The organism is Streptomyces sp. NPDC013457 (assembly GCF_043089925.1).
GTDB lineage: Bacteria > Actinomycetota > Actinomycetes > Streptomycetales > Streptomycetaceae > Streptomyces.
On sequence record NZ_JBICBL010000007.1, the window covers coordinates 127,680 to 143,484 of the forward strand.

At 72.6% G+C, this 15,805-nt stretch carries 16 protein-coding genes; 7 read left to right on the forward strand and 9 right to left on the reverse strand.

Annotated features, from left to right (window positions below; all coding sequences use genetic code 11):
- Nucleotides 1–7 precede the first annotated feature (7 nt).
- The gene (locus ACF1G2_RS20075; protein WP_352189895.1) at nucleotides 8–295 is read left to right on the forward strand and encodes a YiaA/YiaB family inner membrane protein; all 288 of its coding nucleotides are present in this window, start codon (nucleotides 8–10) and stop codon (nucleotides 293–295) included.
- A gap of 64 nt (nucleotides 296–359) precedes the next feature.
- Nucleotides 360–986, forward strand: a complete 627-nt coding sequence (locus ACF1G2_RS20080; protein WP_391799565.1) for a TetR/AcrR family transcriptional regulator — start codon at nucleotides 360–362, stop codon at nucleotides 984–986.
- Here the strand turns inward: ACF1G2_RS20080 and ACF1G2_RS20085 are convergent.
- On the reverse strand, nucleotides 977–1,438 hold the full coding sequence (locus tag ACF1G2_RS20085; protein WP_391799566.1) for a MaoC family dehydratase: 462 nt from the start codon (nucleotides 1,436–1,438) through the stop codon (nucleotides 977–979). The genes ACF1G2_RS20080 and ACF1G2_RS20085 overlap by 10 nt on opposite strands.
- 101 nt (nucleotides 1,439–1,539) lie before the next feature.
- Between ACF1G2_RS20085 and soxR the strand changes: the two genes are divergently transcribed.
- Entirely contained in the window at nucleotides 1,540–2,004 is a 465-nt protein-coding gene (soxR, locus tag ACF1G2_RS20090) for a redox-sensitive transcriptional activator SoxR (protein WP_391799567.1), read from the forward strand.
- Between the two features lie 118 nt (nucleotides 2,005–2,122).
- Here soxR and ACF1G2_RS20095 read toward each other — a convergent pair whose 3' ends face one another.
- The 3 genes from ACF1G2_RS20095 to ACF1G2_RS20105 form a co-directional block, all read right to left on the reverse strand.
- The gene (locus ACF1G2_RS20095) at nucleotides 2,123–3,193 is read right to left on the reverse strand and encodes an RNA ligase (ATP) (RefSeq protein ID WP_391799568.1); all 1,071 of its coding nucleotides are present in this window, start codon (nucleotides 3,191–3,193) and stop codon (nucleotides 2,123–2,125) included.
- A 105-nt stretch (nucleotides 3,194–3,298) separates the two neighbouring features.
- The gene (locus ACF1G2_RS20100) at nucleotides 3,299–4,039 is read right to left on the reverse strand and encodes a 3-keto-5-aminohexanoate cleavage protein (protein ID WP_391799569.1); all 741 of its coding nucleotides are present in this window, start codon (nucleotides 4,037–4,039) and stop codon (nucleotides 3,299–3,301) included.
- Between the two features lie 76 nt (nucleotides 4,040–4,115).
- Nucleotides 4,116–4,727, reverse strand: a complete 612-nt coding sequence (locus tag ACF1G2_RS20105) for a hypothetical protein (protein ID WP_391799570.1) — start codon at nucleotides 4,725–4,727, stop codon at nucleotides 4,116–4,118.
- A 123-nt stretch (nucleotides 4,728–4,850) separates the two neighbouring features.
- On the opposite strand from ACF1G2_RS20105, the gene ACF1G2_RS20110 reads away from it, so the two are divergent.
- On the forward strand, nucleotides 4,851–6,260 hold the full coding sequence (locus ACF1G2_RS20110) for a hypothetical protein (RefSeq protein WP_391799571.1): 1,410 nt from the start codon (nucleotides 4,851–4,853) through the stop codon (nucleotides 6,258–6,260).
- Nucleotide 6,261: 1 nt separating this feature from the next.
- Here ACF1G2_RS20110 and ACF1G2_RS20115 read toward each other — a convergent pair whose 3' ends face one another.
- The 3 genes from ACF1G2_RS20115 to ACF1G2_RS20125 form a co-directional block, all read right to left on the reverse strand.
- Nucleotides 6,262–7,473, reverse strand: a complete 1,212-nt coding sequence (locus tag ACF1G2_RS20115; RefSeq protein WP_391799572.1) for an alpha/beta hydrolase — start codon at nucleotides 7,471–7,473, stop codon at nucleotides 6,262–6,264.
- Nucleotides 7,474–7,584: 111 nt separating this feature from the next.
- The gene (locus ACF1G2_RS20120; RefSeq protein WP_391799573.1) at nucleotides 7,585–8,907 is read right to left on the reverse strand and encodes an erythromycin esterase family protein; all 1,323 of its coding nucleotides are present in this window, start codon (nucleotides 8,905–8,907) and stop codon (nucleotides 7,585–7,587) included.
- 97 nt (nucleotides 8,908–9,004) lie between these two features.
- The gene (locus ACF1G2_RS20125; protein WP_391799574.1) at nucleotides 9,005–10,264 is read right to left on the reverse strand and encodes an exo-beta-N-acetylmuramidase NamZ domain-containing protein; all 1,260 of its coding nucleotides are present in this window, start codon (nucleotides 10,262–10,264) and stop codon (nucleotides 9,005–9,007) included.
- Nucleotides 10,265–10,415: 151 nt separating this feature from the next.
- Between ACF1G2_RS20125 and ACF1G2_RS20130 the strand changes: the two genes are divergently transcribed.
- Genes ACF1G2_RS20130 through ACF1G2_RS20140 form a run of 3 tightly spaced genes read left to right on the forward strand, consistent with a single transcriptional unit; the run spans nucleotide 10,416 to nucleotide 13,461 of the window.
- Nucleotides 10,416–11,180: an SDR family oxidoreductase gene (locus ACF1G2_RS20130; protein ID WP_391799575.1), complete on the forward strand. Its 765-nt coding sequence runs from the start codon at nucleotides 10,416–10,418 to the stop codon at nucleotides 11,178–11,180.
- Nucleotides 11,177–12,826 carry a class I adenylate-forming enzyme family protein gene (locus tag ACF1G2_RS20135; RefSeq protein WP_391799576.1) on the forward strand — a complete coding sequence of 550 codons (1,650 nt, stop codon included), beginning with the start codon at nucleotides 11,177–11,179 and terminating at the stop codon, nucleotides 12,824–12,826. Before ACF1G2_RS20130 ends, ACF1G2_RS20135 begins: the two co-directional genes overlap by 4 nt.
- Before the next feature lie 41 nt (nucleotides 12,827–12,867).
- Nucleotides 12,868–13,461 carry a TetR/AcrR family transcriptional regulator gene (locus ACF1G2_RS20140; RefSeq protein ID WP_361601442.1) on the forward strand — a complete coding sequence of 198 codons (594 nt, stop codon included), beginning with the start codon at nucleotides 12,868–12,870 and terminating at the stop codon, nucleotides 13,459–13,461.
- A gap of 20 nt (nucleotides 13,462–13,481) precedes the next feature.
- On the opposite strand, the gene ACF1G2_RS20145 is transcribed toward ACF1G2_RS20140, so the two are convergent.
- Both ACF1G2_RS20145 and ACF1G2_RS20150 read right to left on the reverse strand, forming a co-directional pair.
- Nucleotides 13,482–14,696, reverse strand: a complete 1,215-nt coding sequence (locus ACF1G2_RS20145; RefSeq protein WP_391799577.1) for an acyl-CoA dehydrogenase family protein — start codon at nucleotides 14,694–14,696, stop codon at nucleotides 13,482–13,484.
- Nucleotides 14,697–14,702: 6 nt separating this feature from the next.
- Nucleotides 14,703–15,725 (reverse strand): phosphotransferase family protein, encoded by a 1,023-nt coding sequence (locus tag ACF1G2_RS20150; protein WP_391799578.1) that lies wholly within the window; start codon nucleotides 15,723–15,725, stop codon nucleotides 14,703–14,705.
- Nucleotides 15,726–15,805: the final 80 nt, after the last annotated feature.

Consider the following 15,805-nt stretch of genomic DNA (forward strand, 5'->3'; position numbering starts at 1 on the left):
TGCTCCCATGAGCGACACACCGGTCAAGCAGCAGAACACGGCCGCCTACCACCTGCAGGCCGTCATCTCCTTCGGCCTCGCCCTCGCCGCCGTGGCGATCGGCGTCTACCAGCTGGACGCCGACGCCTGGGTCCGCGCCTTCCTCGCCATCGCCGTCCTCTACCTCACGACCTCCGCCTTCACTCTCGCCAAGGTCGTCCGCGACCGGCAGGAGGCGGGGCAGATCGTCAGCCGGGTCGACCAGGCCCGGCTGGAGAAGCTCCTCGCCGAGCACGACCCCTTCCAGAAGCTCTGAGCCTAAGCGCTTGCTCAGCTTCGTTGTATGGTGTTCGTCCTGACGGTTGGAGAGGGGGCGAACGATGAGCGTCGCTGAGGAGACGCCCGGCGGCGCGGACGCGTCGTGGGGCGAGGTCACGCCCGAGGCTGCCCGGCGGCTGCTCGTCGCGGCCGTCGAGGCGTTCGCCGAGCGCGGTTACCACGCCACCACGACACGGGACATCGCCGGCCGCGCCGGCATGAGCCCTGCCGCGCTCTACATCCACTACAAGACCAAGGAAGAGCTGCTCCACCGGATCAGCCGCATCGGTCACGACAAGGCCCTGGAGATCCTCCGGGCCGCCGCCGACGGCGAGGGGACCGCGGGCGAGCGGCTGGCCGACGCCGTACGGTCCTTCGTGCGCTGGCACGCCGAGCGCCACACCACCGCGCGGGTCGTCCAGTACGAGCTCGACGCCCTCGGGCCCGAGCATCGCACCGAGATCGTCGCGCTGCGCCGCGAGTCCGACGCGACCGTGCGCGGGATCATCGACGAGGGCGTGGCGGCGGGCGAGTTCGACGTGCCGGACGTGCCGGGCACGACGGTGGCCGTGCTCTCCCTCTGCATCGACGTGTCGCGCTGGTTCAACGTCCAGGGCCGCCGGACGCCGGACGAGGTCGGCGCGCTCTACGCCGACCTCGTGCTGCGGATGGTCGGCGCTCAGAAGTAGTAGCGGGAGACCGACTCGGCGACGCAGACCGGCTTGTCGCCGCCCTCACGCTCCACCGTCACGGTCGCCGTCACCTGCACCCCGCCGCCCGCCTCCGTCACCTCGGTCAGCACGGCGCCCGCGCGCAGCCGCGAGCCGACCGGTACGGGGGAGGGGAAGCGGACCTTGTTGGTGCCGTAGTTGAGGCCCATCTTCATGCCCTCGACACGCATGATCTGCGGCACCAGCGTCGGCAGCAGCGACAGCGTCAGATAGCCGTGCGCGATGGTCTTCCCGAACGGCCCGGAGGCCGCCCGCTCCGGGTCCACGTGGATCCACTGGTGGTCACCGGTGGCGTCGGCGAACAGATCGATCCGCTTCTGCTCGACCTCCAGCCAGTCGCTGTGTCCCAGCGGTTCGCCGACCGCGGCGCGCAGCTCCTCGGGCGAGGTGAAGATCCTCGGCTCAGCCATGTTTCGATCGTCCCTTCGTGAACCTGTGACTCCTGTTTCTAAGCGCTTGCTCAGCATGTGGGGTGGTGGGCCCGCTGTCAACGGACAGTAGGGTTCGAGGGGTGCCGCAGATTCCAGAGAAGATCCATGAACTCACCGTCGGCCAGGTGTCCGCGCGAAGCGGCGCCGCGGTGTCGGCCCTGCACTTCTACGAGTCCAAGGGCCTGATCAACAGCCGCCGTACCAGTGGCAACCAGCGCCGCTACGGCCGTGACACCCTCCGGCGGGTCGCCTTCATCCGGGCCGCGCAGCGCGTGGGCATCCCGCTGGCGACCATCCGGGTCGCCCTCTCCGAACTCCCCGAGGAGCGCACGCCCACCAACGAGGACTGGGCGCGGCTCTCGGCGGCGTGGCGCACTGAGCTGGACGAGCGGATCGAGCAGCTCGGACGGCTGAGGGACCATCTGACCGACTGCATCGGCTGCGGTTGTCTGTCGCTGCAGAACTGCGTCCTGTCCAACCCGGACGACGCGATCGGCGAGCGCCTCACCGGTTCCCGGCTGATGGGGGAGCGCCGGGAGGGCTAGGGCGTGTTGCGAACGCAGCGCCGCAGCCCGCCGGGCAGGCGGGACTCTCCGAACACGCCCCGGGAACGAAGAGGGGCCCGCCACCCCCGTGGACGGGCCCCTCGGTCCTCCGTGGCGGTCACTCGTACTCGGTGCCGCCCTTGCGGGTCAGATAGGCCGGGCTGACCGCCTTGGCGATGGCGCGGCCGCCCACGACCGGGCTGTACCGCTCCGTGACCGGGCGGATCACGACACCCTCCCGCAGATGGAGCTCACCCCCGGACACGGTCTCCCGGCCGCTCGCCAGTCCGACGACGACGTCCAGGTCGTACGGCCCCGTGTACAGCCGCGGTACGAGCGGCAGCTCGCCGGCCTCCAGGACCTCCGCCGGGTCCAGCCACCGGACCTGGCCGTCGATCTCGGCGGACACGTCGAAGACCGCGTAACCGACCTGCTCGCCACGGGCGTTCGCGCCGTAGCCGAGGTCCTGCACACCGGCCCCGTACACCTCACCGAACAGACCGACCCGGCGCGCCCCGAGGCGGGCGGCAAGCCGCGCCGCGACGGCCGGTACGCCGTGGCCGTGGACGGCCCGCCAGTACAGGTTCCGCGGGTCCTCCTGGAGCGCGAGGCCCTTGGCCCCGAAGCCCTTGGAGGAGACCTGGACGCGGCCGTCCTCGGCGGAGTACGTGGTGAGGCAGGCGGTGCCGTGCAGCTTCTCGGTCAGGACCACCGGCTCGCCCGGCTCGAAGATGTCCGGATACCGCTGGAGGTTCTCGATGTCGACCCAGGGCAGCAGGTCGGGCGCCACCTCCACGTCCCCGCTCATGGTCGGCGGGATCGGCGGCACCCACTTCGTGATGCCGAGCAGCTCGGCGAAGTCGGTCCCCTCGGCTGCCGCCGCTGCCAGGTCGACGTCGGCCAGCGCCTTCGGCCGGCACACGATGCCCTGCGACAACTCGCCCCGCAGACGTACCGCCTTGACCCGGTCGGACGCCTTCCCGGCGAGCCGTCCGGTCAGCCCCAGCTCGTCGACGAGGGGGGTGGGCAGCACGGCCTGCTCCGGAATGTAGACGGCGACATCACCGCTGCGGTACGCGCCCTTCGCGACGACGGCCCGGTAGAGGCCCACCTGGGCCAGTTCGAGGGCGTCGGCGTTGGGATGGGCGTGGACGGCCAGGGTTTCGGCGGTGACGCGCAGCGTCGACATGTCAGTTCTCCGGTGACTCGGGTGTCGTTCTCACGCCGGACACTGTGCGGGAGGGGAATTCGGGTGGGCCACTGATTTCCGCTCTGGTAGCGTCGCGCCCTTCGACTACGCGGAGCCGGCCTCGGAGCCGGCCGCGACATCGTTCATCGCCAGTGCGGCCGCGACCAGTTGGGCGTTGGAGTCCGCGCGGGAGCCGTCCGGAAGGACGAGCGTGTCCTCCAGACCGACGCGGGTGGCCAGACCGAGGCGGCGGGCCAGCCGCAGGACCGGCCAGGCCCCGCCGTCCTCCCCGTGGAGGAGGACCGGCAGGCCGTGGGCCGTCCCCAGCTCCGCGAGGAGCGAACGGGCCGTGGACTCCGCGGTCGCGGGGTCGTGGTCGGTGACCTCCGCGAGGACCCGCAGCACCCGCGGTGCCAGCGGCGAACGGAGGAAGCGCTCCGGTCCGTCCGTGCCCGACCAGAGCCCCGCCTCCACAGCCACCCCGCGCTCCAGGAGGACGGCCGCCAGCTCCTCCGCGCCCGGCTCGTGCCAGTTCACCGACGCGTGGTCGGGCAGGTCCGTCCAGGTCAGGACGCGCTCCACCCGGCGTACGGGATCGGGCTCGGCCCACGCGCCGGTCGTCACACCCACCGGGACGCCGACCGCCTCCCGCAGCGCCGCCAGCGTCACCGAGAGGACCCGGGGCGACAGCGTGTCGCCGCCGCACGGCGTCCTGGGGTGCACATGGACGTCACGCGCCCCCGCCGCGACGGCCCGCGCCGCCGACTCCGCCATCGCGCCCGGTGACATCGGCACCGCCGCGGAGTCCTCCGGCCCCCGGGTCCCGTTCAGACATACCTGCAGCAACGCGGGCCCCCGTTGTCCCCGTCGCCCGCGCGTCCCCCGTGGCCCCGTTGCCCCCGCGTCTCGTCTTCCACCGTGACTAGGCCACCGACGCCAGAGCGAGCAGAGACTCTCCCCGAGCTCGCGCCAGCGCACCCGCCGTCAGCACCGCCCGCGGCACGACCACGCCGCAGTCCGCGCACACCGGGCCGAACCAGGGCTCGTCCGCCAGGTCCGGCCGCCATTCGATCCGGTCTCCCGCGCACACCGGGCAGTGCTCCCCGGGCGCGGATTCCAGCGCGGCGATCAACCGCCGCAACACCTCGGCCAGCGGCTCCGTCGGGTGCACGCCCGGATCGTCACACCGCGCCACTCCGTTGCCGCCCCACGTCCGCCGGTGCCAGTCGTCCAGCGCGCCCGGCCGGCGCAGGCCCTCGTGCTTCTCGCGCCGCCGACGCGCCGCGAACTCCTTCTCGTACGCGAGCCAGACCGCCCGCGCCTCCTCCAGCTCCTCCAGCGCGGCCACCAGCCGCCCCGGATCGAGCTCCCTGTCCTCGGGCCCGAACCCGTGCCTGCGGCACAGGTGGTCCCAGGTCGCGCGGTGCCCGTAAGGGGCGAACCGCTCCAGGCACTTGCGCAGCGAATACCTCCGCAGCGCCATGTCACTCCCGGGATCGCGCACCTGTCTCGCAAGACTCCGGAAACCCGCCATCGCTCCGCACCTCCGTCGCTGGTACTTCGGCGTCAAGGACGTTATGGAATGGACGAACGAGTACCCGTTCGTGTTCCATCGAAAATTCGATGGGGGCCATCAGAGGCGCGCGGGGGAGATCTGTTGCAGGACGTTCTGGCGGGTCTCGCGGACAATCCGGCGCTGCCGGAGAGGCTCTTCCAGCCGCTGGCGGACGCCGGTGACGAGGACGTCCGCCTACTCCTGGCGCGCCGAGACGACCTCACCGAGGCCCGGGCCCGCGCCCTGCGCGCCCACGACGACGTGGACCTCTGGACGCTCGTCGCCGGCGGCAGGATTCCCTGGGCCGAGGTGCCCCGCGACGACCCCGACCTCCTGGTGGCCGCCGCGCAGGCGGGGATCGCCCCCGAGGCGGCGGTACGTGCGCTCGCCGCGCACCCCGACCCGCAGGTCCGCGGCGAGCTGGCCCTGTACGTCACAGGGCTGCCGCCCGACGTCCTCGCCGCCCTCGCACGCGACCCGGAGCCGTACGTCGCCGAGTGCGCCGCCCAGTCCGCCGAGCTCTCCGCCGACCTCTCCGAGGAACTCGCCCGCCATCCCCACGTCGTCGTACGGGTGGAGTTCGCCCGGAACGCGGACGCACCGCCCGCCCTGCTCGCCGCCCTCCTCGCCGACGGCGGTCACCCGGCACCCAGTCGCTGTGACGCATGTCACCGTCGCGCCGAGCCCTGCACCGACCACGCGCCCGGCGTCCGGCGGGTACGGCACGCGGCCGCGGCCAATCCCGCGACGCCCCCGGCCGGCCTGGAGGAGTTCCTGGACGCCGAGGAGCCCTGGGCCGCGGGTGAGTTCGCGGAACGGACCGATCTGCCGGACCACTTCCAGCCGCGCCTGGCCGCCCATCCCGCCGCGTACGTCCGCAGGACCGTCGCGCGCAACCCCCGCGTGCGGGAGCCCCTGCTCCGGGTGCTCGCGGACGACCCGGATCCCGACGTCCGCCGGGCCGTCGCGGAGAACCCGGCCGTACCCCTCACCCTGCTCACCGCGCTCGTGGAGCGCGAGAGGCTCCCGCGCGAGCCGCTGCCGCGCATCCTCGCCGCCACGGACGCGGAGCTGTCCGAGCTGGCCGCGAGCCGGGTGGCCCAGGTGCGCGCGCTCGTCGCCGCCCGGCCCGGCCTCCCCGCCTCGCAGGCCGCCCGGCTCGCCGCCGACCCGGACATCGGGGTGGCCCGGCGGATCGCGCCCCACCCGGGTCTCGGCGAGGCGCGGCTCGCCGACCTCGTCGAGCGGCACGGGCCGCCGGTCTACGGCGCCGTCGCGCGCAACCCCGGCTGCCCCGCCGCGCTGCTGCGCCGGATGGCGCGGGACGCGGACTCCGTCCGCAAGGCGCTCCGGGTGATCGCCGTGCACCCGGCCCTGCCGCCGGACGTCGTCGAGGAGCTGCTCGCGGATCCGGACCGGAGGGTGGCCGGCGCGGCCGCCGCCCACCCCTCGCTGCCGGTCGAGACGATGGAACGTCTCATCGCCCGGGCCGCCGCCCGGCGGGCGGCCTGACCTACCGCCCCCCGAACCGTCCCGCCGACGCCACCAGCCGGGCCAGCTCCGCGTGGCAGATGTCGCTGTGCTCGCCGACCACGGCGGCCGCGTCGACGCTCACGCAGCCGGACGCCGGGATGCCGTCGCGCAGCGCCGCCGCCAGGGTCGCCGAGCGCGTGCCCGGGACCGCCTGGACGCCGTCGTGGCCGATCGCCCCCCAGCGCCGGTCGCTCGCGAGTAGCGAGTCGGCGTCCCTGGCCAGCCGGGAGGCCAGCGGATAGAAGACCCGCAGGGCCGTGTCATGGCGCGAATAGCAGGCGACCACCGGCCCGTCGACCCGCCGCTGCAGATCGCGCAGGGCGCCGCCCCGGCCCGGTTCGTGCGGGAGGGCGGCCGCGAACGCGTAGTGCGAGAAGGCCCCCTGGAACAGCGTCACCGAAGCCACGTTCCGCGCCTGCGCGGGCAGCCCGCGCAGGGCGTACGAGACGAGCCGGGCGCCCATGCTGTGGCCGACCAGGTGGATCCGCAGCCGGGGGGAGCTGTGGGCGAGTTCGCCGAGCAGCGGGCCGAGGCCCCGCTCGCCGACGGTCCCGGAGCGGCGCTTCATCGTGTAGTACGTGGCCTGGCGCAGGGCCTCCTTGGCACCCTTCCAGAACCGCGTCAGCCTGCCCCCGAACGCCTCGCGCGGGGTCGGCACGCTCCCTGGCCCCTCGGCCTCCTCCAGCGCGTCGGCGAACATCGCGCACACGGCGACCGGGTCCGCGAGCAGGAAGTCCGGGACGTCCGGTCCGGCCTCAGCGAGGCCGCGCGATCCGTCGGTGTCCGTCAACTCCCGCAGCAGAGCACCGAATTCGACGAACGCCGCCTCGTCGTCGGGCTGTTCGGCGAGCAGAGTGGCGAGCCGCTCCACCACCGCCTCCTTGCCCGGGTGCACGGCCGCCACGGACTCGAAGTCGGGGATCGGCTCGTCCGAGAACATCATCGACGGCCAGACCACCCCCACGTATCCCAGGTGCACGTCCCGCTCCACGGTCTGCGGGAACGGGGCGAAGAACGCCGCGTACAGGCGGGTGGCCACGGACCGGGTGTTGTTCCACCCGTGGGCGAACATCACCAGATCCGTGACCCCTTGGGCGGCCAGCGCCGCGAGCGCCTCGTGCTGCCGGGCCGCCCCGTCGCCGTCCTTGTCGAAGGTGATCTCCCGGTACGGCTCCACACTCATTCCGGCCATGCCCTGCCCGTCCCTCCGCGTCGAGGAAGTGCTGAGGAAGTTCCTGAGGAAGCTGCTGAGGATGTTCTTCCCGCGCCAGCATCCTGCGCGCACGGAGGGACGGCCAGGTTTTCAGCGCAGACGCGCCGCGGAGACCTCGGGGAAGTGGACGAGCAGGTCGTACGACGTGGTCAGCCTGACCGGTGCCTGGTTGCCTTCCCACGGGAACGCCGTGCCGATCAGCCACGCAGGGCGGTGCACGCCCAGCCAGCTCCGCGCGGCGGGCGTCGTCGCGCGCAGGTCCAGGTAGAAGGGGCGCGGCGACACCCGGTCCAGGGTCTCGGCGCCGCTGTCCGTCCCCGGCCGGCCGACCGTGAACGCCCGGATCGGCTCGCCCGGCGCCTCGGTGTCATGGGCGTTGAACGAGCCCCGCCCGAAGGACGCCCCCATGCTCACGTAGTCCCGGCCGAGCGCGTCGCGCAGGAACGCCCCCTGGAGGCGCGGGTACTGGGCCGGCTTCGTCGTCTCGTAGCCGACGTGGTTGTTGTGCGCGGACAGCACGATCCGGTCGCCGGTCGCCCGCTGCCACCACACGGTGTTCTCGGCCATGATCCGGTCGCGGTAGAGCATCGCGTCGGCGACGCTGGTGGCGCTCTCCGTGTCGTGCGCCATCTCGGTGCCGACCTGGGCGATCGCCCGGGCGTGCTGGACCGTCCAGGCGTGCGCCTCACGGTCGCGGCCGGGCTTCTGCCCCTCCAGGAGCGCGAGGGCGCGGTTCACGTCCGCGGCCATCCGCCGACGCTCCTCCAACGGCTTGGCGAGGTACCCGTTCATCCAGCTGTCGACGTCACCGACCGGCCGCGAGTCCCGGTACAGCTCCTGGAAGCGCTGCAGCAGCCGTGGGTGGGTGCGGGCGACATGGTCCGTGACCTCGTCGAAGAGGTTCGGCCCCGCGTAGCCGAGGTCGTTGCCCATGAACCGCACCTGGTGGCCGGGGTGGCGCAGATTGTGCTGCCGCATCCAGGTGATCAGATCGAGGTACTCCTCGGTGTTCCAGAAGCGGTAGGCGTTCTGGAACTCGTCCTTCAGGATCTGGCGCGGGTCGCCCTTGCCGAAGCGTACGTAGTCGTCGATCAGCAGCCCGGTGGACCAGTTGGCCTCCAGGGCGAAGGTGGTGAAGCCCTTCCTCTCCACCAGGTGCTCGAAGATCCGGTGCTTGGTCTCGAAGAACTCGGCCGAGCTGTGCGTCGCCTCGCCGATCCCCAGGACCTTGGCCGATCCGATCATCCGGTCCAGCGGCCGCAGGTCGTCCAGAGGCACTGCGGTGCGGGCGAGTTCACGGGCGGGGTCCGGGGCGGCATGGGCGTCCGCGCCCGCGGCGGGAGCGAGGGCGGCGAGGCAGAGCGCCACGACCGCCCCCACCAGCGGTAACCGATGTCGTGTCAACGTCTTCATGGATCAAGCCTGTCGGCGGCGGGGCCCGGCGGCCAACCCGCCCGCACCAGTGATCATCCGGGGGTTTCCCCCACCGCCGCCGGCCGTCCCACCGCCGTCACCGGTACAGCAGGTACTCCTTTCGCACCGCACGGAACGCGGCCAGGTCGGCGCCCCACGCACCCACGACCTCGTCCGTGTCCGCGCCCGCGTCGACGAGGGTCCGCACGCGCGTCGAGCCCGTCAGCTTGTCGATCCAGTTGTCCGACCGCCAGGCGAAGCCGCTCCATGAGCGCCGGGCGGTGACGAGCAGCCCGATCCCGGTCCGTACGGGGTCGAAGGCGTCCCGGTCGTGGACCTGCACCTGGACCCCGCCGACGGTCTTCCCCTGGAACTTGGAGAAGGTCGGGGCGAAGTACGCCTCCCGGAACCGCACCCCGGGCAGCTCCAGCGCGTTCGCGGCCTCGGCCCACCGCCGGTCCACGCCCTCCGCGCCCAGGAGTTCGAACGGGCGCGTGGTGCCGCGCCCCTCCGAGAGGTTGGTGCCCTCGAAGAGGCAGGTGCCGGAGTAGGCGAGCGCGGTGTCGGGCGTCGGCATGTTGGGGCTCGGCGGCACCCACGGAAGCCCGGTCGCGTCGAAGAAGTCGCGCCGCCTCCAGCCCGACATCTGGACGGTCGCCAGCTCCACCGGCTTCGCCAGGAACTCCCCGTTGAAGAGCCGCGCCAGCTCCGACACCGTCATCCCGTGGGCCTGCGCGATCGGTTCGCGTCCCACGAAGGTGGCGAAGGCGCGGTCGAGGACCGGGCCGAGCGCCGCCCGCCCGGTGACCGGATTGGGCCGGTCGAGGACGACGAACCGTTTCCCCGCCAGCGCGGCCGCCACCATGCAGTCGTAGAGCGTCCAGATGTACGTGTAGAAGCGGGCACCCGCGTCCTGGATGTCGAAGACCACGGTGTCCACGCCCGAGGCGGTGAAGACGTCCGCCAGCGGCTGCCCGCTCTTCAGGTACGTGTCGTAGACGGGGAGCCCGGTCGCGGGGTCGTCGTAGCGGCCCTCGGAACCGCCGGCCTGCGCCGTGCCCCGGAAGCCGTGCTCGGGCCCGAAGACCGCCACCAGGTCCACCCGGTCGTCGGCGTGCATCACGTCGACGATGTGGCGCACGTCGGAGGTGATCCCGGTCGGGTTGGTGACGACGCCGACCCGCTGCCCGGCGAGCGGCGCGTAGCCGTCGGCAGCCAGCCGCTCGAATCCGGTGCGCACCCGTCCGCCGCCCCCGTGCGCCACCGCCGTGGGGGCGGTCACCGCGCCCACCCCCAGTGCGCCGCCGGCGGCCAGCAGGCGGCGCCTGGAAGGGTTCGACCGGCTCGACAGGTTCATGCGGAAACCTCCTTGATCGCCTTCCCTGGCATGGCCACGCACGCTAGCGCTCCTGACGGCCCCAGGGAACGAGGCGTGCGCACGGGACTTTCGCCACGACATACCGACTGGTTAGTCTGCCGGTACTGTGGCAACGGAGAGGCGGGTCTCGATGAGTACGGTGCAGGGTTCCGGAGTGGTCGTCACGGGCGCGGGCGGGGGGATCGGCGCCGCTCTGGCCCGCCGGTTCGCCGCCGAGGGCGCCCGGGTCGTCGTCAACGACCTCGACCCCGGCCGTACCAAGGCCGTGGCCGAGGAGATCGGCGGCACCGCCGTCCCGGGTGACGCCTCGGAGATCGTCGAGGAGGCCCGCGAGGCCCTCGGCGGAACCGTCGACGTGTGGTGCGCCAACGCCGGACTCGCCTCGCCGGGCGACGCCTTCGCCGACGAGGCCGTCTGGGCCGCCGCCTGGGACGTCAACGTGATGGCCCACGTCCGCGCGGCCCGCGCCCTCCTCCCCGACTGGCTGGAACGCGGCAGCGGCCGCTTCGTCTCCACCGTCTCCGCCGCCGGCCTGCTGACCATGGTGGGCGCGGCCCCGTACAGCGTCTCCAAGCACGGGGCGTACGCCTTCGCCGAGTGGCTCTCCCTCACCTACCGCCACCGCGGCCTCAAGGTCCACGCGATCTGCCCGCAGGGCGTCCGTACGGACATGCTCACCGCCGCCGGATCGGCGGGCGAACTCGTCCTCGCCCCCACCGCCATCGAGCCCGAGGACGTCGCCGACTCCCTCTTCGACGCCATCGAGGCGGACCGCTTCCTCGTCCTCCCGCACTCCGAGGTCGCCGACTACTACCGCGCCCGGGCGAACGATCCCGAGCGGTGGCTCGGCAACATGAACCACATCCAGCGGAAGTGGGAGGGAGAGGCCCGATGACGGAGTCGCTCTACGCCGCCAGGCCCTGGCTCGCCCAGCTCACCGAGGTCCAGAGCGCTCCCATAGCCCCGCCGCCCACCGTGCTGCACGCCTTCCGCGCCGCAGCCGCCCGCACCCCCGAGCACCCGGCCCTCGCCTACTTCGACGGCCGTCTGACGTACCGCGAGACCGACACGCTCTCCGACTCGGTCGCCGGACACCTCGCCGCCCGCGGCCTGGCGCGCGGAGACCGGGTCGCGATCATGCTCCAGAACAGCCCCCACTTCGTCCTCGCCCTCCTCGGCGCCTGGAAGGCGGGCGCGACCGTCGTCCCGCTCAACCCGATGTACAAGTCGGCCGAGGTGGGACACGCCCTCCGGGACTCCGGGGCCGTCGCGCTGATCTGCTCCGACCGCGCCTGGGACGGGTACCTGCGGAAGACCGCCGCGGACTCTCCCGTACGGATCGCGCTCACCGCCTGCGAACGCGACCTCCAGACCCGCGACGACCCGCGCGTTCTCGCCTTCGACCGGGTCCCCGCCGAGGTGGACGACCTCCTCGCCGTCGCCCGCGCCGGACACCCCGCCCCGGCGGGCCGCGAGCTCAGCGGCGAGGACGTGGCCCTCATCAGCTACACGTCCGGCACCAGCGGCACCCCCAAGGGGGCCCTCAACCTCCACAAGGGCATCGCCTACAACGCCGAACGCCAGCGCACCGGACATCCGATCCCCGAAGGCGCCGGCTACTTCGCGCTCGCCCCGCTCTTCCACATCACCGGCCTGGTCTGCGAACTCGCCGCCTGCTTCGGCAACGCCGGCACCCTCGTCCTCGCCTACCGCTTCGACGCCGGCGTCGTCCTCGACGCGTTCGTGGAGCACCGCCCCGCCTACACGGTCGGCCCCTCGACGGCCTTCATGGCCCTCGCCGCGCACCCCGGGGCCACCCCGGACCACTTCTCCTCCTTCCAGGTCGTCTCCTCGGGCGGTGCCCCGGTCCCGCCCGCCCTCGTGGAGAAGTTCCGCGCCGGCTTCGGCCCGTACATCCGCAACGGCTACGGGCTCACCGAGTGCACCGCTCCGTGCGCCGCCGTACCGCCGGAGAAGGAGGCCCCGGTCGACCCCGCCTCCGGCACCCTGTCCGTCGGTGTCCCCGGGCCGGAGACGGTCGTCCGGATCCTCGACGAGAACGGCGCGGAGGTGCCGTTCGGCGAACAGGGCGAGATCGCCGTACGCGGCCCACAGGTCGTCCCGGGCTACTGGCGGCTCCCCGAGGCCACCGCCGCCACCTTCCCCGACGGGGAGCTGCGGACGGGGGACATCGGCTTCATGGACGCGGACGGCTGGCTCTACGTCGTCGACCGCAAGAAGGACATGATCAACGCCTCCGGGTTCAAGGTCTGGCCGCGTGAGGTGGAGGACGTCCTCTACACCCACCCCGCCGTCCGCGAGGCCGCCGTCGTCGGCGTCCCCGACGCCTACCGGGGTGAGACGGTCAAGGCGTACGTCAGTCTGCGCCCGGGCGGCGCCGTCGAGCCGGCCGAGCTGTCCGCCTACTGCGAGCAGCGGCTCGCCGCGTACAAGTATCCGCGCGAGGTCGAGATCCTGGCGGAGCTGCCCAAGACGACAAGTGGGAAGATCCTCAGAAGGGAACTGCGTTCCCACCCGTAGGACGACCCACACCGATGATCACCAGAGAGAGGCGGCGGCGCATGGCCAGGACGACGGACGGGAGCGGTACCCCCGTCCCCCAGAGGCTGCTGGCCGCCGCCACCCGGCTCTTCGCGGAGCAGGGCTACGACCGCACCTCCGTCCAGGAGATCGTGGAGGCGGCGGGCGTCACCAAGGGCGCGCTCTACCACTACTTCGGCTCCAAGGAGGACCTCCTCCAGGAGGTCTACTCCCGGGTCCTGCGGCTCCAGCAGGAGCGGCTCGACGCCTTCGCGGACGCCGACGCCCCGGTCGAGCAGCGCCTGCGCGACGCCGCTGCCGACGTCGTCGTGACCACGATCGACAACCTCGACGACGCCTCGATCTTCTTCCGCTCGATGCACCACCTCAGCCCGGAGAAGAACAAGCAGGTACGGGCCGAGCGGCGGCGCTACCACGAGCGGTTCCGCGCACTGATCGAGGAGGGCCAGCAGGCCGGGGTCTTCTCGTCCGCCACCCCGGCGGACCTGGTGGTGGACTACCACTTCGGCTCCGTCCATCACCTGTCCACCTGGTACCGCCCGGACGGTCCGCTGACGCCGCAGCAGGTCGCCGACCAACTCGCCGACCTGCTGCTGCGCGCGCTCCGCCCCTGAGAACTGCTGCGTACGGGTACTTACAGGTACTTCTTCAGCTCCCGCCGTGCCAGCGACCGCTGGTGCACCTCGTCCGGGCCGTCCGCCAGCTTCAGCGTCCGCGCGGCCGCCCAGAGTTCCGCCAGCGGGAAGTCCTGCGAGACCCCGCCCGCGCCGTGCACCTGGACGGCCTTGTCGAGGATGTCGACCACCGCGCGCGGAGTCGCGATCTTGATGGCCTGGATCTCCGTGTGGGCGCCCCGGTTGCCGACGGTGTCCATCAGCCAGGCCGTCTTCAGGACGAGCAGCCGCAGCTGCTCGACCGTCACCCGGGCGTCCGCGATCCAGTTCTGGACCACGCCCTGCTGGGCGATCGGCTTGCCGAAGGCGGTACGGGAGACGGCGCGCCGGCACATCAGCTCGATGGCCCGCTCGGCCATGCCGATCAGCCGCATGCAGTGGTGGATCCGGCCGGGGCCGAGCCGGGCCTGGGCGATGGCGAAGCCGCCGCCCTCCTCGCCGACGAGGTTCGAGGCCGGGACGCGGACGTCGTGGAAGACGACCTCGGCGTGACCGCCGTGGGAGTGGTCCTCGTAGCCGTACACCTGCATCGCCCGGCGCACCTCCAGGCCCGGGGTGTCGCGGGGCACGAGGATCATCGACTGCTGGCGGCGGATGTCCGCGCCCTCGGGGTCGGTCTTGCCCATCACGATGAAGACCGCGCAGTCGGGGTTCATCGCCCCGGAGATGTACCACTTGCGGCCGTTGATCACGTACTGGTCGCCGTCGCGGATGATGCGCGTCTCGATGTTCGTGGCGTCCGAGGAGGCGACCTCCGGCTCCGTCATCGCGAAGGCCGAGCGGATCTCCCCGGCGAGCAGCGGCTGCAGCCACTGCTTCTTCTGCGCCTCGTCGCCGAACTGGGCGAGCACCTCCATGTTCCCGGTGTCCGGCGCCGCGCAGTTGAGGGCGGTGGGGGCCAGGTGCGGGCTCCGGCCGGTGATCTCGGCGAGCGGCGCGTACTGGAGGTTGGTCAGCCCCGCCCCGTGCTCGGCATCGGGCAGGAAGAGGTTCCACAGACCCTGGCGGCGGGCCTCGGCCTTGAGGTCCTCCACCACCTGCGGGGTGTCCCACGGCGAGGCGAGCTGTGCGCGCTGCTCCTCGGCGACCGGCTCGGCGGGGTGGACGTGCTCGTCCATGAAGGCGAGCAGCTTCGCCCGCAGCTCCTCGGTGCGCGCGTCGAATGCGAAGTCCATGGCGGATCAGCCTTCCTGGAGGGTGGTGAGGCCGTGCTCGATGAAGACGGGGACGAGCTCGCCGATGCGGTCGAAGCCGGCGCCGACGGTCTGGCCGAGGGTGTAGCGGTAGTGGATGCCCTCAAGGATCACGGCGAGCTTGAACCAGGCGAAGGCCGTGTACCAGGAGATGGCGGAGGTGTCGCGGCCCGAGCGGGCGGCGTACCGCTCGATCAGCTCGGCGGGCGTGGGGTGCCCGGCGGCGGTGGCGGTCGTGCTGACGGGGGAGTGCGGGACGTCGAGCGGCGCGCTGTACATGGCGAGCAGGCCGAGGTCGGTCAGCGGGTCGCCGAGCGTGGACATCTCCCAGTCGAGGACCGCCTTGATCCGGTCGTCCTCGCCGATCAGGACGTTGTCCAGGCGGTAGTCGCCGTGGACGACGGCCGGCGCGGGGGAGGCCGGAAGGGCGCGGCCGAGTGCGGCGTGCAGCTCGTCGATGCCCGCGAGATCGCGGTTGCGTGAGGCGTCGAGCTGCTTGCCCCAGCGGCGCAGCTGCCGGTCGAGGAAGCCGTCGGGGCGCCCGAAGTCGCCGAGACCCACCGCCGCGGGGTCCACGGCATGCAGGTCGACGAGCGTGTCGACCAGGCCGAGGACGGCCTCGCGGGTGCGGTCGGGGCCGAGCGGGGCGAGCTGCTCCGCCGAGCGGTACGGAGTGCCCGCGACGAACTCCATGACGTAGAACGGCGCTCCGAGGACGGTGTCGTCCTCGCAGAGGAGGACGGTCTCGGGGACGGGCACGGCCGTCGCGTGCAGGGCGCTGATCACCCGGTGCTCGCGCTTCATGTCGTGCGCGGTGGCGAGGACATGGCCGAGCGGAGGCCGGCGGACCACCCATCGGCCGGTGCCGTCGGTGACCACGTACGTGAGGTTGGACCGGCCGCCCTCGATCAGCCGGGCGTCGAGGGGGCCGCGCACGAGTCCCGGCCGTTCCCGGTCGAGGAATCCGCGCAACTGCTCGGGATCGAGACCTGGCGGCGGGGCTGAGCTCATCGTGCGTACCTCCGGGACGGGGGGCGGGTCGGCGTTCATGATGACCGACCAGTCGGTATGTCGTCCAGAGCTCGGTCCGG

Coding starts and splice junctions, on each gene's coding strand:
- ACF1G2_RS20105 (WP_391799570.1), bottom strand. CDS start 4,727: ATGGCGGGTTTCCGGAGTCTTGCGAGACAGGTGCGCGATCCCGGGAGT.
- ACF1G2_RS20150 (WP_391799578.1), bottom strand. CDS start 15,725: ATGAGCTCAGCCCCGCCGCCAGGTCTCGATCCCGAGCAGTTGCGCGGA.
- ACF1G2_RS20075 (WP_352189895.1), top strand. CDS start 8: ATGAGCGACACACCGGTCAAGCAGCAGAACACGGCCGCCTACCACCTG.
- ACF1G2_RS20125 (WP_391799574.1), bottom strand. CDS start 10,264: ATGAACCTGTCGAGCCGGTCGAACCCTTCCAGGCGCCGCCTGCTGGCC.
- ACF1G2_RS20140 (WP_361601442.1), top strand. CDS start 12,868: ATGGCCAGGACGACGGACGGGAGCGGTACCCCCGTCCCCCAGAGGCTG.
- ACF1G2_RS20085 (WP_391799566.1), bottom strand. CDS start 1,438: ATGGCTGAGCCGAGGATCTTCACCTCGCCCGAGGAGCTGCGCGCCGCG.
- ACF1G2_RS20115 (WP_391799572.1), bottom strand. CDS start 7,473: ATGGCCGGAATGAGTGTGGAGCCGTACCGGGAGATCACCTTCGACAAG.
- ACF1G2_RS20130 (WP_391799575.1), top strand. CDS start 10,416: ATGAGTACGGTGCAGGGTTCCGGAGTGGTCGTCACGGGCGCGGGCGGG.
- ACF1G2_RS20120 (WP_391799573.1), bottom strand. CDS start 8,907: ATGAAGACGTTGACACGACATCGGTTACCGCTGGTGGGGGCGGTCGTG.
- ACF1G2_RS20135 (WP_391799576.1), top strand. CDS start 11,177: ATGACGGAGTCGCTCTACGCCGCCAGGCCCTGGCTCGCCCAGCTCACC.
- ACF1G2_RS20145 (WP_391799577.1), bottom strand. CDS start 14,696: ATGGACTTCGCATTCGACGCGCGCACCGAGGAGCTGCGGGCGAAGCTG.
- ACF1G2_RS20080 (WP_391799565.1), top strand. CDS start 360: ATGAGCGTCGCTGAGGAGACGCCCGGCGGCGCGGACGCGTCGTGGGGC.
- ACF1G2_RS20095 (WP_391799568.1), bottom strand. CDS start 3,193: ATGTCGACGCTGCGCGTCACCGCCGAAACCCTGGCCGTCCACGCCCAT.